Annotated in this window: 13 protein-coding genes; 6 read left to right on the top strand and 7 right to left on the bottom strand. The window is 63.1% G+C overall.

The window, feature by feature from the left end:
• Positions 1-35: 35 nt before the first annotated feature.
• The gene (menD, locus tag DM826_RS00815) at positions 36-1,790 is read right to left on the bottom strand and encodes a 2-succinyl-5-enolpyruvyl-6-hydroxy-3-cyclohexene-1-carboxylic-acid synthase (protein WP_120100281.1); all 1,755 of its coding nucleotides are present in this window, start codon (positions 1,788-1,790) and stop codon (positions 36-38) included.
• A gap of 48 nt (positions 1,791-1,838) precedes the next feature.
• Complete coding sequence (locus DM826_RS00810; RefSeq protein WP_120100255.1) at positions 1,839-3,527, bottom strand: sensor histidine kinase; 1,689 nt, start codon at positions 3,525-3,527, stop codon at positions 1,839-1,841.
• 269 nt (positions 3,528-3,796) lie between these two features.
• Between DM826_RS00810 and DM826_RS00805 the strand changes: the two genes are divergently transcribed.
• Both DM826_RS00805 and DM826_RS00800 read left to right on the top strand, forming a co-directional pair.
• On the top strand, positions 3,797-5,437 hold the full coding sequence (locus DM826_RS00805; RefSeq protein ID WP_120100253.1) for a helix-turn-helix domain-containing protein: 1,641 nt from the start codon (positions 3,797-3,799) through the stop codon (positions 5,435-5,437).
• On the top strand, positions 5,434-5,733 hold the full coding sequence (locus DM826_RS00800) for a helix-turn-helix transcriptional regulator (protein WP_120100251.1): 300 nt from the start codon (positions 5,434-5,436) through the stop codon (positions 5,731-5,733). The genes DM826_RS00805 and DM826_RS00800 overlap by 4 nt, the downstream gene beginning before the upstream one ends.
• A 68-nt stretch (positions 5,734-5,801) precedes the next feature.
• Here DM826_RS00800 and DM826_RS00795 read toward each other — a convergent pair whose 3' ends face one another.
• Both DM826_RS00795 and DM826_RS00790 read right to left on the bottom strand, forming a co-directional pair.
• Complete coding sequence (locus tag DM826_RS00795) at positions 5,802-6,068, bottom strand: hypothetical protein (RefSeq protein WP_120100249.1); 267 nt, start codon at positions 6,066-6,068, stop codon at positions 5,802-5,804.
• A 194-nt stretch (positions 6,069-6,262) separates the two neighbouring features.
• Positions 6,263-7,663 (bottom strand): isochorismate synthase, encoded by a 1,401-nt coding sequence (locus tag DM826_RS00790; RefSeq protein ID WP_120100246.1) that lies wholly within the window; start codon positions 7,661-7,663, stop codon positions 6,263-6,265.
• Between the two features lie 137 nt (positions 7,664-7,800).
• Here DM826_RS00790 and DM826_RS00785 point away from each other — a divergent pair, with 137 nt between their 5' ends.
• From DM826_RS00785 to DM826_RS00775, 3 genes are all read left to right on the top strand, one after another.
• Positions 7,801-8,028: a DUF7120 family protein gene (locus tag DM826_RS00785; protein ID WP_021039956.1), complete on the top strand. Its 228-nt coding sequence runs from the start codon at positions 7,801-7,803 to the stop codon at positions 8,026-8,028.
• 164 nt (positions 8,029-8,192) lie between these two features.
• A complete protein-coding gene (locus tag DM826_RS00780) occupies positions 8,193-8,471 on the top strand; it encodes a UPF0058 family protein (protein ID WP_120100244.1) in 279 nt (92 codons plus the stop codon).
• Positions 8,472-8,517: 46 nt separating this feature from the next.
• Entirely contained in the window at positions 8,518-10,212 is a 1,695-nt protein-coding gene (locus DM826_RS00775) for a rhomboid family intramembrane serine protease (protein WP_120100241.1), read from the top strand.
• 45 nt (positions 10,213-10,257) lie between these two features.
• Here the strand turns inward: DM826_RS00775 and DM826_RS00770 are convergent, their stop codons facing one another.
• The 3 genes from DM826_RS00770 to DM826_RS00765 form a co-directional block, all read right to left on the bottom strand.
• Positions 10,258-10,884: an METTL5 family protein gene (locus DM826_RS00770; protein ID WP_120100239.1), complete on the bottom strand. Its 627-nt coding sequence runs from the start codon at positions 10,882-10,884 to the stop codon at positions 10,258-10,260.
• Positions 10,885-11,016: 132 nt separating this feature from the next.
• Positions 11,017-11,187 (bottom strand): hypothetical protein, encoded by a 171-nt coding sequence (locus tag DM826_RS12905; RefSeq protein ID WP_165853214.1) that lies wholly within the window; start codon positions 11,185-11,187, stop codon positions 11,017-11,019.
• Between the two features lie 158 nt (positions 11,188-11,345).
• Positions 11,346-12,356, bottom strand: coding sequence for a glutathione S-transferase family protein (locus DM826_RS00765; protein WP_120100236.1), 1,011 nt, complete (start codon positions 12,354-12,356; stop codon positions 11,346-11,348).
• A gap of 147 nt (positions 12,357-12,503) precedes the next feature.
• On the opposite strand from DM826_RS00765, the gene DM826_RS00760 reads away from it, so the two are divergent.
• Positions 12,504-13,439, top strand: coding sequence for a sulfide-dependent adenosine diphosphate thiazole synthase (locus tag DM826_RS00760; protein WP_120100233.1), 936 nt, complete (start codon positions 12,504-12,506; stop codon positions 13,437-13,439).
• The last annotated feature ends 20 nt before the right edge of the window (positions 13,440-13,459 follow it).

Genomic DNA, 13,459 nt, shown 5'->3' with positions numbered 1-13,459 from the left:
GGCGACCACCGATCCCGAACCGATCGAGGAGTAGCCTACTCGGTCAGCTTCCCAACTGTTTCGGCCTGTAACTCATCCCGAATCACGTGGCTGTCCTCGGCGTCGACAACGACCTCGATGATCTCACTGCCCTCGCGGTCGGCCGCAGCGGCGTAGGCCTCTCGGAACCCCTCACGGCTCTCGACACGTGAAAAGCCCAGCCCGTAGAGCTCGCCGGCGGGCTCGAAGTCCAGCCCATGCGGCGTTTTGAACTGCCGCGTAAACGGCGGCTCGAAGTTCTCGATCGGCAGCTTATGGAAGATGCCGCCGCCGTCGTTGTTGATGACCACGACCGTCGCGTCGACCTCGGCGCGCCCGACAGCCAACAGCCCATTCAGATCGTGATAGAACGCCAGATCGCCGATCACCAGCGTCACGTCGTCGGTCGTCCCGTGGGCCGCGCCAAGTGCTGTCGAGACGATCCCATCGATCCCCGACGCGCCGCGGTTGCCAAGCGCGGTGATCGATGTCGTCCCGACCGCGCCAAACCGATCGAGATCCCGCACTGGCATGCTGTTGGAGACGACGAGCGTCGCCGGATCGGGCAGCCCGGCGACCACGTCGGCGACGATCCCACCCTCGTAGAGGCGGTCGGCGGCGTCGGCAGCGACCGCCTGCTGGGCCGCCTCGGCGGTCTCCCAGCGATCCCGCCACTCGGCCGACCCCCCACCTCGAATCACCTGCGCAAGCTGCCCACAGAGCCGGTCGGGATTGGCCACCACGAGATCGCTCGCGGTGAACTCCGCCTCGCGCCACGCGCCCGCGGGATCGACGACCACCTGCCGCGCATCGACACCAGCGAGATACTTTCGCAGCGGTTTCGAGGTCGGCGACGCGCCCAGCCGCACCACGACCTCAGGATCGGGCCAGTCGTCGGTCACCGCCGTATTCACAAACCCATCGTAGCCGCCGATCACCGGTGCGACGCGGGTGTGGCCGCCAAACCGCAGCCCAGAGAGCGGATCAGCGAGAATCGGAAACCCACTCGCATGCGCAAACGCGGTCACGGCCTCGGGATCGAGCCCCGGCGGATCGGCCGGCCCAGCGACGAGCAGCCCACGATCGACCGACAGCGTCTCCGCAAGCTGTCGGAGATCACGGTCATCAAGCTGTGGCTCGCCGCTCGTTCGCCGCACGAACGGCGTCTCTTCGTCGCGGCCGAGTGCTGCCAACGGGTCGAGATCGGTTGGCACGTCGCCCTCGACCGGGGTCGGCTCCAGTGGCTTCCGAAACGGGGCGTTCAGATGCACCGGCCCAGCGGGCGTCCCCTCGGCCGTCCCGACAGCCCGACAGATATCGGTTCGCAGCGACCGCAGCGCGCGCTCCCGGGCGGCGGGCTCGGGGAGGTCTTTGTACCACCGGACAGCGTCACCGTAGAGCTTCTCCTGATCGACGGTCTGATTCGCCCCGGAGTCCCGCAGCTCCGGCGGTCGATCGGCCGTCAGCAACAGCAGCGGCACCCGTGCCTGATTCGCTTCGACAACGGCGGGATGGTAGTTGGCGGCGGCCGTCCCGGAGGTACAGATCAGCGGCGTCACCTCGCCCGTGCGGCGGGCCCGCCCCAAAGCGAAGTAGGCCGCCGACCGCTCGTCGAGCGCAGAAATCGTCGTCAACTCCTCGTGGTCGTCGACGGCGACCGTCAGCGGCGTCGAGCGGCTCCCCGGCGAGACACAGACCGTACGAACGCCGCTGCGGGCGAGTTCGGCGGCGATCGCCCGCCCCCACAGCGTGTTCCGGTTCGGTGCAGTCATGGCCGACATGTCGGGGTCGACGCTCATATGTCCGGCGTGTTCGAACGCTCACTCTGCCGGCTGCCCGCGGTCGTCGGCGGGCGTCGATGCAGCCGTATCGACGCCAACACCGCTGATCTCGAAGCGTGCCCCGCCGTCCGTGCTCTCAGTCGCGGTGATCGTCCAGCCGTGGGCGGCGACGATATCGCGAACGATCGCCAGCCCGTAGCCGGTGCCGTCGGCGTCATGGCTCACCCGTTCGTCGAAGATTGTCGCCTGTTTGTCGGCTGGGATGCCGACGCCGTCGTCGGCGACATAGAAGCCCCCATCGGTCGTCCCGACCCGGACGGTCACCCCCTCGCCGCCGTGCTCAACGGCGTTGCGAAACAGGTTCTCAAAGAGTCGCGACAACTGCTGTGAATCCGCACTGAGCGTGGCGTCGGTTGCCACGACCAACGACGCGTCACCGGTCGTCACCATCGCCCAGGCCTTGTGTGCTGCCGTGTCGAGAGCGACCGACTCACGGGCTGGCTGTTGGCCGCTTCGTGCCATGGCAAGAATGTCTTGAATCCGTGTTTCGGCGCGCTGGAGTGCGGTTTCGATCTCATCGAGCGCGTCAGCCGGGTCATCTGCCCGCCGAGCAATCTGGACGTAGCTTGTTGCCACCGTGATCGGCCCTTGGAGGTCGTGGCTGACGCGACTGGCAAATGCGTCCAGCCGGTCGGTTTTGGCCTGCAGCGCCTCGGCGGTGTCGGCCTGCTCGGTGATGTCGCTGAAATAGAGGATGCGACCGGTCGTGCCATACCCCTGTGGGACGGGTAGCTCCCGGTAATCAAACACCCGCTCGGTGTCACCAGTGGTCAGTTCGACCTGCGTTTCAGTACCATCAAACACCGGGCTGAGTGCCGGATTTACCTCGCTGAATGCCGACACGGTCATTCCGAGGTCGAGCCGAAAGGCCTCGGAAGCCGCCTCGTTGGCATCCGAGACGATCCCCTCGGAGTTGACGACGACAACCGGATCGGTCAACGCGTCGACGACCCGCCGCAACGAGTTCGGTGAGAGCCGAAACAGATCGAACCGCTTGATCGTCACCGCCACCACAAGCCCCATCAGCGACCAGCCGATCGGCGTCGGATCGAAATACGGCGGCACCAGTTCAAACACCTTCATCAGCCCGGGAACCAACGCTGCGGTGATCAACAGCAGGACAGTTCCGGCTTGCAGCCGCCGTATCGTCGTCGTCGCCCGAATCAACTCCCCGGCCGCCAAGCCAGCTGCCATCACCACCAACAGCGGGCTCCCGATCACATTGAGCGGCAGCCGAATCGAGCCGGGCTCGGCCGGCACGAGGATCTCACTCGTCTGATAGGGCGCGTCGACAGTATAGATCAGCTCCCCGGGATTGAACCACGAGAGCACGAACAGCAGCACAACCGGGATGAACAACACCAGATACCTCCGTGAGATCGGCTCCCGAAAGGTGAACTCGTAGGCAAACGCAAACGTCGCAATCGATGCCGACGGGACGGCGATGATGAACACGTTTGTGAGTGCCAACCGGAGAGCGGCGGCATCGACCAGCGCGATCAGCCCAAAGGACACTGACCACACCATGCCACACAACATGGCAAACCGAAACCAGCGGACGACGATCCCCTGTGGCTCGGTGCGAAGCCAGTAGACGATAAAACCCGGAATGATCCCGCCGGCCAGCATAATTCCCCCGGCGGTTGTGGGCGATAGTACTGCATCCATTCTCGTGTGGTTTCCATTTACTACCGATCGATGGCCGGTAAAAAGTATTGCGCGAACTAGAAATCAAATACAGTGTTTGTGACTGAATAGTCGATACCGACCTCGCAATATCCCTGCAGATACCGGTGTCGGTAGTACAATTCTACACATACCTTCGTATGACGGTATAGAATTGATAAGGTGTTATCCCGTTGATCGGATTGCGGACTGCAATGATCGGCGACCGGGCAACAGCAACCACGCGAGATGCCACGACTGACTGACACACAATGGGCACGCACATGACACAGCAGGCCGGCAGCGACACCTTGTCGACACCGGCGAAGATTCTGCTGATCGATGACGACGCACAATGGCTCTCACTCACGAGTGACTTGCTGGCGGAGACCGCATCCGACTTTGACGTCGTTACGGCGAGTAGCCTCGCGACGGGTCGCCAGCAGTTCACCGAGCGAGCCTTCGACTGTGTCGTCTGCGATTATCGGCTGGGCGATGGGACGGGCCTCGAACTCCTCACGGAGGTGCGAGACGCTCACCCTGAGCTGCCCTTTGTGCTCGTGACAAGCCGTGGCGATGAGTCCGTCGCTGCCGACGCGATCAGCCAGGGGGTGACCGACTACATCCCCAAGGAGCTGATCCGGTCGGATTTCGACGATCCCACCGAGTCGGTACTCAACACCCAACTTCGGCAGGTCATCCGGTCGTATCGCACCCAACACGCGTTACGACAGGAACGAGAGATCAAGACGGCCGCCCTCGAGCTGTTGACGACGATGTCGAACCAGCGGGAACTCTACCGCCGGTTCTGCGCGCTGTTGCAGGACAACTACGGCTACGGTGGCGTCTGGATCGGGACGGTCGGTGCAGGCGGTCGGATCGTCCCACGGGCGATCAGCGGCTGTGAGACCTACGTCCAGGCGCTAGATCTCTCCGGCGACGGCGGCGACCGGTTCGACCCGGCGATCCGCGCCTTGACCGACGACTCCGTCGCCGTTGCCACTGTCGACGACGAAACCGAGCCCTGGAGCGATGCATGGGCGGCAGCGACAACCGGCTTCGACTTCGAGGCCGGGATCGGCGTCCCCATCGGCGACGACCGTGTACAGTTCGGCGTGCTCGGTGCCTACACGGCCACCACTTCGATCGACGACGACCAGATCGATCTGCTCAGAGAGTTTGCTCGGCTGATCAGCTACACCATCCGCACCGACGAATGGACGGAGTCGCTGATCGCCGAGGAGCCGGTCACACTGGAGATCGAGATTGATGCCCCGACCGAACCGTTGCTCGCGTTTGCCAGCCACCTACCCGCTGACGCCGCGTTGACGATCCACTCGGTCGCCGAACACAAGGATGGAAAGCTGCTGTACACCGTCGAGATCACCGGCGCGGTGCCGGATGACTGTCAAGAGCACGTCACCGCCAGTGACTATCTCGAACTGTATGACACCACAGAAACGGCCGACGGCCATGAGTGTCGCTTTCTGGTCACCCCACCGACGCCGGAAAGCATCGCCCGTGACTACGGGATGCAGTTCGAGACGATCACAATCGACGATGAGCTCCGGACGATCACCGGCTATCTCTCGACGGACAGTGCCGTGCCGAACCTCCTTGCCGACCTCAGATCGACGTTCGAACACACAACCCTGACACGCGTAACCTCAGCTATGACACAACCCCGGGCAACCACTACGACGACCGCACAGCTACTTGACCCACTCACCACCCGCCAGCGAGAGATCCTCTCGCAGGCGTACTACGACGGCTACTTCGAGGAGCCACGGGCAATCAACGCGACAGAGCTTGCCGATCGCTTCGGCATCGCTCGCGCAACGTTCACCCAGCACCTTCGAACAGCCCAACGGAAGCTCTTTGGAACCATCTTCACCCAGGAGGGCCGCCGATGAGCGCGACTGTCAAACACCTCTCGGCGTTCCAACGCGACATCCTCTATGTCGTGTCGGATCTTGAGACCTCCTACGGCCTCGGCATCAAGGATGCCTTAGAGGAGTATTACGGCGAGGAAGTCAACACCGGACGGGTCTACCAGAACCTCAGCACGCTCGTCGAGAAGGGCTACCTCGAAAAATCCGCTATCGATAAGCGAACGAACTCCTACACACTGACCGAAACGGCCCTGCAGGCGATCGAGCACCGGCACAACTGGCAACAGACACGGGCCGACAGCCAACTGGTTGGGTGAGAAGCAACCACTGCGGGACAACCCCCGGCTCGATCGATGGGTGACGGTCGATCTGTGGCTTACCGCAGTTAGCTGTCGTCAGTCACGTTTTCTTCGTAGCCAGCCGCCGACGCCCATTTCGTTGCGGTCGGCACCGTCGCGGCGTCGGGCGTCTCGTGAGATGTTCGGTCGAGCAGCGTCTCGATGACGGTCACCGCCGCGGTGAGGCCATCCAGTTCGGTCTCATCGTACACGCCGGCATTGGCGCGACGAACAAAGGCTTCGAGGCTGTCCTGATCGACGCCCGGTGGCAGTTCAACAGCGTCGGTCGACGGCGTAGGTCTGTGGTCGGTCATCGGTAACATCCTCCGTGCGTGCCCGGCTCGGTACGTCACCTAGATAGTGTTTACTACGATATAAAAAATTAGTGTCAACTTCTATCTGGATAGAACGTGTACACAACCGTACTTTCAGCCGTACTGACGTATTGTCGACCCAGAAGCAATCAGGTGGCAAACACACGTCGAACCCGCCCACCGCGGCCGATGGCTCAAGCTTCCAGTTCGTCGAGAATCGGTCGGAACTTGAGTTCGACCTCATCCCATTCGGCATCAGGGTCGCTGTCGTCGACGATCCCGACACCCGCAAACAACGTCGCCCGCCGCCGAGTCGCCACCGCTGAGCGGAGCCCGACGGCGAAGGTGCCGTTGCCGGCGGCGTCAATCCAGCCGACCGGGGCGGCATACCAGCCCCGGTCGAAGGGCTCGGTTTCCCGGATCGTCTCAAGGGCGCGATCCGGCGGCAGCCCGCCGACGGCCGGCGTCGGATGCAACGCCTCGACGACATCGAGCACGTGGGTATCGTCGGCCAACTCGGCGGTGATCGGCGTATGGAGGTGTTGGACGGTTGCCAGCCGTTTGATCCCGCGTTCACCGACCGAAACCGACGCCGCAAACGGGGCCAGCTGCTCGCGGATGGTTTCGGCGACTAACTCGTGTTCGTGGACATTCTTCTCGTCGGTCAGCAGTTCGTCGGCAAGCCACTCATCCTCGGCCGGCGTCTCCCCGCGACCGGTTGTGCCCGCCAGTGCGCCGGTTTCGACGGTGCGACCCCGCAGGGAGACCAGCCGCTCGGGTGTCGCCCCGAAAAATGCCGCCGGCGGCTCGCTGTCGGGCTCAACGAGAAATCGTGTACAGTCAGGGTACTTGTCGCTCAGCCGATCGAGGATATCCGGGATCGCAAGGTCGTCGCCGAGATCGGCTTCGAGTGCCTGCGCAAGGACGACCTTCTGGAGCGTCCCGGCATCGATCCGCTCGACGGCGTTCCGGACAGCCGTCCGCCAGCCGGTCGGCGTTGTCGTTCGCCGGCGGTCGGTGATCCCCGGTCGTGGGGCGGCCGCTGCGGTCTCGGCACACGACATAAGTCGCTCGCGTTCGTCGTCGAGTTTCGCTTCGACGGCGGCTGGTGTCGCAGCTGGCCCGACAGCATTGACCGTCAGCCACGGGCCACTGTTAGTTTGTGTAACCTGCACGCGTGGGAAAACGAATCGAGCGTCCGGAAAGTCCGCCCACGGCGATTGGCGGCTGTCGCCGTCAACAGTATCGTCGGCAGCGTCGCCAGCAGTGTCATCGGCAACGTTGCCACCCCCGTCGCCGTGGAAGGCAAACCCACCGAATAGCCGTGGGCAGGCGGCTTCGGTGCCGGCGTGGACGTCACCGGTTTCAAACAGCCGCTCGGCAGCGGTGCGAATCTCCGTGAAGCGATCGGGGCCATCAGCGGTCAGCGTTGCCGCTGCGCCCCCGGCGACCACGCGCGCCTCATCGGCCGCGTTCCAGACTGTCCGGGGGGTCTCCATCGCGTCCACCAGCGTTCGAAACGACGGCACTGAGCCAGCAAGGGGAATCGACCGACTCACCAGCCTCGGCCGGTCGGCCGCACGCGGCGACTCCATACCACTGGGGAGGGGCCCGTCGCCCTTGAGGGTGACTATCCAGCCACCGTGTTTGGGGGTCATGCTGGCGGTGCCACCACCGGCCGGGACTCGGCGGCAGTTTTAAATGGGCACCCCCGCAACCACCGGGTGTTCAAATGCCGAAAGTCGAGATCAATATCCCGGAACACCTCGAAATGCAGATCACCCAGCTGATCGATGAAGGCGAGTTCATCAACCGCGAGGAAGCCATCGAGAACCTGCTGTCGACGGGGCTGAAAGCCTACAAAACCAGCGGCCCGATGGACGACGATGCCGATCTTGAGGACGACGGGATGATGGGCGATGACGGAATGATGGGCCACGACGACGAGTACGTCTTCTAACTGCCCCTAGGTCGACGCACCGTGTTCTGATCGCTCACTAGGTTCGGTTCCGTCCCACTACGTTCTTCAGCCGCACAGGCGCGTTTTCAGTACTCGCATCCTCCTCCCCACCACAGCAGCCCCTTCCCAACAACGCTTAAATCCGAACCGTCCATAGGCAGAGTATGCACAAAGACGAGCTGCTCGAATTACACGAGCAGATGGTGTTGATCATGGAGTACTTCCGGGAGCAGGAATCCGTCGACGGCACCCTGTTTGATCCCTACGACGAACTCGACGTCGAGCCGGATCACGTTCACAAATCGAAAAGCGAGCACAAACACGCGGTGTTTGTCCTTGGCAACGCCTTGGCGACAGCCATGAGCGAAGACGAGTTCTCGAATGCCGGCCGTGTCGGCAAGCGGATGAAGGAACTCGCCGACGACGCCGAGGGCAAGATCTGACGTGCGCCGACAGCCACAGCCGCGACCGACCCAACGATAACGCGGGATGACGGCCACACCGGTCTTCCTCGCCCTTGCTGGGCTTGACAACGCAGCGAGTGGCCCACTGCTGGGCCGCCTGCTGTTGGGTGTCGCGTTGGCTGTCGCGCTTGCCGGCCTTGCGGCGATGAGTCGGCCGACTGACTGGTATCGCCGTCTCACCGATCGCCTTCTGTTTGGGGTGCCGTGGGGCACGCTTGTGCTGATGGCTGTGTTGCTCGCGGTGTACGGTGGTCTGCAAGACGGGTTCGGTGCGGCCGACCCGATCGTGCTGCCGTTTCGGGCGTGGAGCTATCTTGACCCGGTGGGAATGGTGGTAGCCGGTCTTGCACACTCAAACACGAGTCATCTGATCGGCAATCTACTCGGCACGCTGCTGTTTGGCTCGGTGGCGGAAGCGCTCTGGGGGCATCACACCAACCGCCGAACCACAACCCGACTCCACGCGGCGTGGACACACCCCGTCATTCGCGCCCTGATCATCTTCCCGGCGGCGGGGGTGCTGTTGTCGATCCTCGGCGCGCTCGTCGCGTTGGGCCCGATCATCGGGTTTTCGATGATCGTCTTCGCCTTTGCGGGGTTCACGCTCGTCCAAGCACCGGTGCTCACCGTCCTGGCGAGTGTGAGTCAAGGCGTGCTGCGTCGGTTGCTTGATGCGATCCAAACACCCCAGCAGATCGCCGCCAGCGGGACGACGTACTCAACGCCGTGGTTCGCGTCGATCGCGATTCAGGGCCATGCAGTCGGCCTGCTTGTCGGCGTCCTGTTGGGACTTGGCTACCAACGGGTGACGCGCCGACAGCGGCCCTCCGCTGGGGTACTGTGGGCTGCTGTCCTGTTGTTTGCCGTTGAGCGATCCCTGTGGGCCGTCTACTGGTATCGCGGCAACAACAGCTACGTGCTCTATCGGGCGGTTGGTCTCGGGCTTGTCTTCGTGCTCGCAACGGTGGTCACCTACGCGGTCGTTGCCGACGATACCCCGCTCTTCCCTGCGGTGGCGGTCGACAACCCGACAACGTTTGTCACCGATCTCACGACGATTTCGAGCCGACAGGTCGGGTTGTTGCTGGTAGTGACTGCCAGTGCCATCCTTATCGCCCCTGCCGTCGCCACCAATGCGACGACAGCCGCCGACGGCGACCTGCCAGGCGAGCCGATCGAGGTGCGGGGGTATGAGCTCACCTACGGCGAGAACGTCACCAACGGCCAACTCAACGTTATCGACATCGAGGGGGCCGGCGAGTCGACCCGGCTCAACACCTCGGGGGTGATTGTCCGCAACACCGACCGCCACATCTGGTCGACAGCGGTCAGCAAATCCGAGTTGGCAAATCGGGGTGAGGCGGATATCCGCCTCGGCGGGCTCACCTGGGAAGAGACCGTCACCGCGAGCCGTACCGGCTGGCAGGCTGTCGGCGGCGACACCACCTATCGCGTGGCGCTCAGCCACGACAATCAGACCCGACCGCTGTACAACACTGGCGTCGTCGAGGCTGAGCCGATCGTTGCCGGTCAGCAGGTGTCACTTGATGCGACAGACACTGGTTTCCGCGTCGGCGTCGACGACGAACTCGCAGACCTCCCGGCACAGAACGAATCGGTACGGGTGGGTCGGCTTGAGCTACGCCGGCGAGCTGGTCGATTGATCGCTGTCAACAACCGCACCCAAACGGCGGTTCGGGTCGCCAACAAGGTCGGCTGATTCGAACCTCGTCTGCGGCACGTTCGCGCTGATTACGATGCTGAATCAGTTATTCCACTCGATCCGATAGACTTCGGTATCGATCTCGCTGCGCTCCTCGTCGTGATGCTCAAACTGTTTGTCGACCGCAAACGCCGCGCTGAACGCATGGGTCACCTCGCCACCGTTGTCGGCTGCAAAGGCCTCGATGAATTCCTTGCTGCCGGCGTTGTGCACTGAGTACGACACCGAGGCGACATCGGCGACTGTTGCGAGAAAGCCACGATCGGCACCCGCTTGGCCATCTTGGGCTCCAAACGGCGGGTTCATGACGACCGTGACGGGTTCGGGAATCGACAGTGGGAGCCGCGTCGCATCGGCCTGTAGCCAGTGGATCGGCGTTCGGGTGCCCACCCGGCGACGGTTCTCGATGGCCGTCGCCAGCGGCCCGCCATCGAGTTCGACGGCGATAACGCGAGCCGGCCCGCGGAGCGCCGCGCCAAGCGTGAACATGCCGGTTCCAGCCCCCAGATCGAGGACGGTGCGACCCTCGATGTCGTCGTGGAGATCGGCCAGATGGATGACGTGGGCGGCCAACGCCGGCGGTGTCGGATACTGCTCAAGGGCGGCCTGTGGATCCTCGAAGCCGGCGACGACGGCGAGTTGCCCTTCGAGTTCGCGCTTGGTCGCCATCACGACCACCTCGCTGTCGTGGCTCGCCGGTCGATGCTAGATCGTCGCCATCGACGACCGGCCCGTCTGTCGGTGTGCATAGTCGATGGTATTCGATACCGCGTGAAAAGTCTACGGCGCGCGGCGACATCGTCAGTAGGCGGCGACCCACTCGGAATCGGTGCCGCCGAGGACAGCCTCACAGCTCGGGCAGGTGATCAGACAGATGGTACGGCCGCGATGGCGTTTCTCGTCGTCGAGAATCTCGGTGAGCCACGCGCCGGATGGTTCCTCGCTGTGGTCGCACTCGGGGCAGGTCGGCATGTGAGTGGATTAGACGGAACGGTAATAATTCTATCTGTAGAATTAGATTCAACTCGAACTAGTCAGTATCATATTGCATTCCACAATGTATCTCGCTGATTAGTGGTACGAAGATGTAACAGTCGACAGCAACCAGGAACACAGCCGCCACTCAGCGGTTACTGTGTCGGTGCCGTGCTGCTGAGTCGCTCGCGGTCGTGTGGGGCCGCGAAGTCGAGATCCGGCCCGCGGGCGATGATCCCGTGTGGCGTCACGTCGGGGTGGGTTGTGTAGTAGTGTTCCTTGATGTGGTCGATATCAACTGTGTCGGCGACGCCGGGCTGCTGGTACACATCACGGAGATACGGCCAGAGGTTGTCGTACTGGTGGATGTACTGCACGTTACACATGAAGTGCGTATGGTAGACGTGATCGAAGCGAATCAGCGTCGTAAACATACAGATATCGGCCTCGGTGAGCTGGTCGCCGGCCAGGAATCGCTGGTCGGCCAGCAGCTCGTCGTAGTGATCGAGGGCGTCAAACAGCTCGTCGATGGCCGCGTCGTAGGGTTTCTGTTTGGTCGCAAAACCGGCCTTGTAGACGCCGTTGTTGATCGGCTCGTAGATGTCGGTGATGACCTCGTCGATTCGCTCGCGGTTTGCTTCCGGCGCGAGATCGATATCCCGCTCGGCGACGTCCTGGAATCCGGTCGTCAACATGCGGATAATCTCTCGGGATTCGTTGTTGACGATCGTTTCTTCCTTTGTGTCCCACAGCACCGGCACCGTCACACGGCAGGTCGCGTCGGGGTCGGCTTCGACGTAGAGTTCTCGAAGATAGTCACTGTCGTAGAGGGTGTCCTCGGTGCAACCCGCTTTTTCAGGACTGAACTGCCAGCCGTCGTCGCCGCGGTAGGGGTCGACGACCGACACATCGATCGCGTCTTCGAGCCCCATCAGCGCGCGAACGAGCAGCGTCCGGTGGGCCCACGGGCAGGCATACGAAACATAGAGGTGGTAGCGCCCGGCCTCGGCTTCGAACCGCTCGTCGGGTTCAGCATCGATGTGGTCGGGGACGTCGCTGCCGGCGATCCAGTCCCGGAACGGCGTCGTCTGTCGCTCGAAGGCCCCCTCCTCGTTGGTCGCCTGAAAAGTATCGGTTCGCCACTCGCCGTCGACAAGCATGTTCATGAGTAGTTGTACAACGAGGGCAACGGGCAAAAGCATTCGCGAGGGTGACATGAGTGTTACCGGCTCAACCACGGTGGTTTCGGGAGGTAGTCGGCAGCGGCCACGACCGCAACCGACTTGTACCACCAATAAATATCACTAAGTGGTATGTCCGAATCAACATTCAGCGGTTTCAGTAAGGCCGGCGAGGCTGAGGTAACGCGCGCAATCACCGAGGAGTTCAGCGACGAGTTCATGGATTTCACCGAAAGCGACGTGATCATCGTCGGCGGCGGCCCCTCCGGACTGATGGCCGCGAAGGAACTCGCCGAACAAGATGTGAAGGTGATGGTCGTCGAGAAGAACAACTATCTCGGCGGCGGCTTCTGGCTCGGCGGCTTCCTGATGAACACGCTGACCGTCCGCGAGCCCGCCGACGAGGTTCTCGACGAACTCGATGTCCCCCACCAAGAGAGCGAGGAAGTCGATGGGCTCCATACCGCGAAAGGCCCACACGCCTGTTCCTCACTGATCAAGGCCGCCTGTGACGCGGGCGCAAAAATCCAGAATATGACCGAGTTCACGGACATCGTCGTCCGCGAGAACCACCGCGTCGCCGGCATCGTCATGAACTGGACGCCGGTGCACGCCCTCCCCCGAGAGCTCACCTGCGTCGACCCGATCGCCGTCGAGAGCGACCTCGTCATCGACGCGACGGGCCACGAGGCCGTCGTCGTCTCCAAACTCGAAGAGCGGGGCGTCCTCGACGCGCCGGGGATCGAACACGCCAAAGAGAACAACACCGGCATGGATCAGTCGGAGGACGGCGAGTACGGCGCGCCCGGCCACGACTCCCCCGGCCACGACTCGATGTGGGTCACCGAAAGCGAGGATGTCGTCGTCGAAGAGACCGGCAAGGTTCACGACGGCGTGATCGCTACCGGCCTCGCCACGGCGACGACCCACGGCCTCCCGCGGATGGGGCCGACCTTCGGCGCGATGCTGCTGTCCGGCAAACGCGCCGCCTCGGTCGCGCTTGACGAACTCGGCAAGGACGGGGCCGCCGTCGACTTCTCGGCGTCGCCGACACCCGCCGACGACTAAGCCGCCAACACTCGCAGTTG

The sequence above is a fragment of the Halonotius aquaticus genome (genome assembly GCF_003605575.1).
In the GTDB taxonomy this organism is placed as follows: domain Archaea; phylum Halobacteriota; class Halobacteria; order Halobacteriales; family Haloferacaceae; genus Halonotius; species Halonotius aquaticus.
Note: the sequence above shows the minus strand (reverse complement) of the source record. Positions and strands in the feature narration are given on the sequence as shown.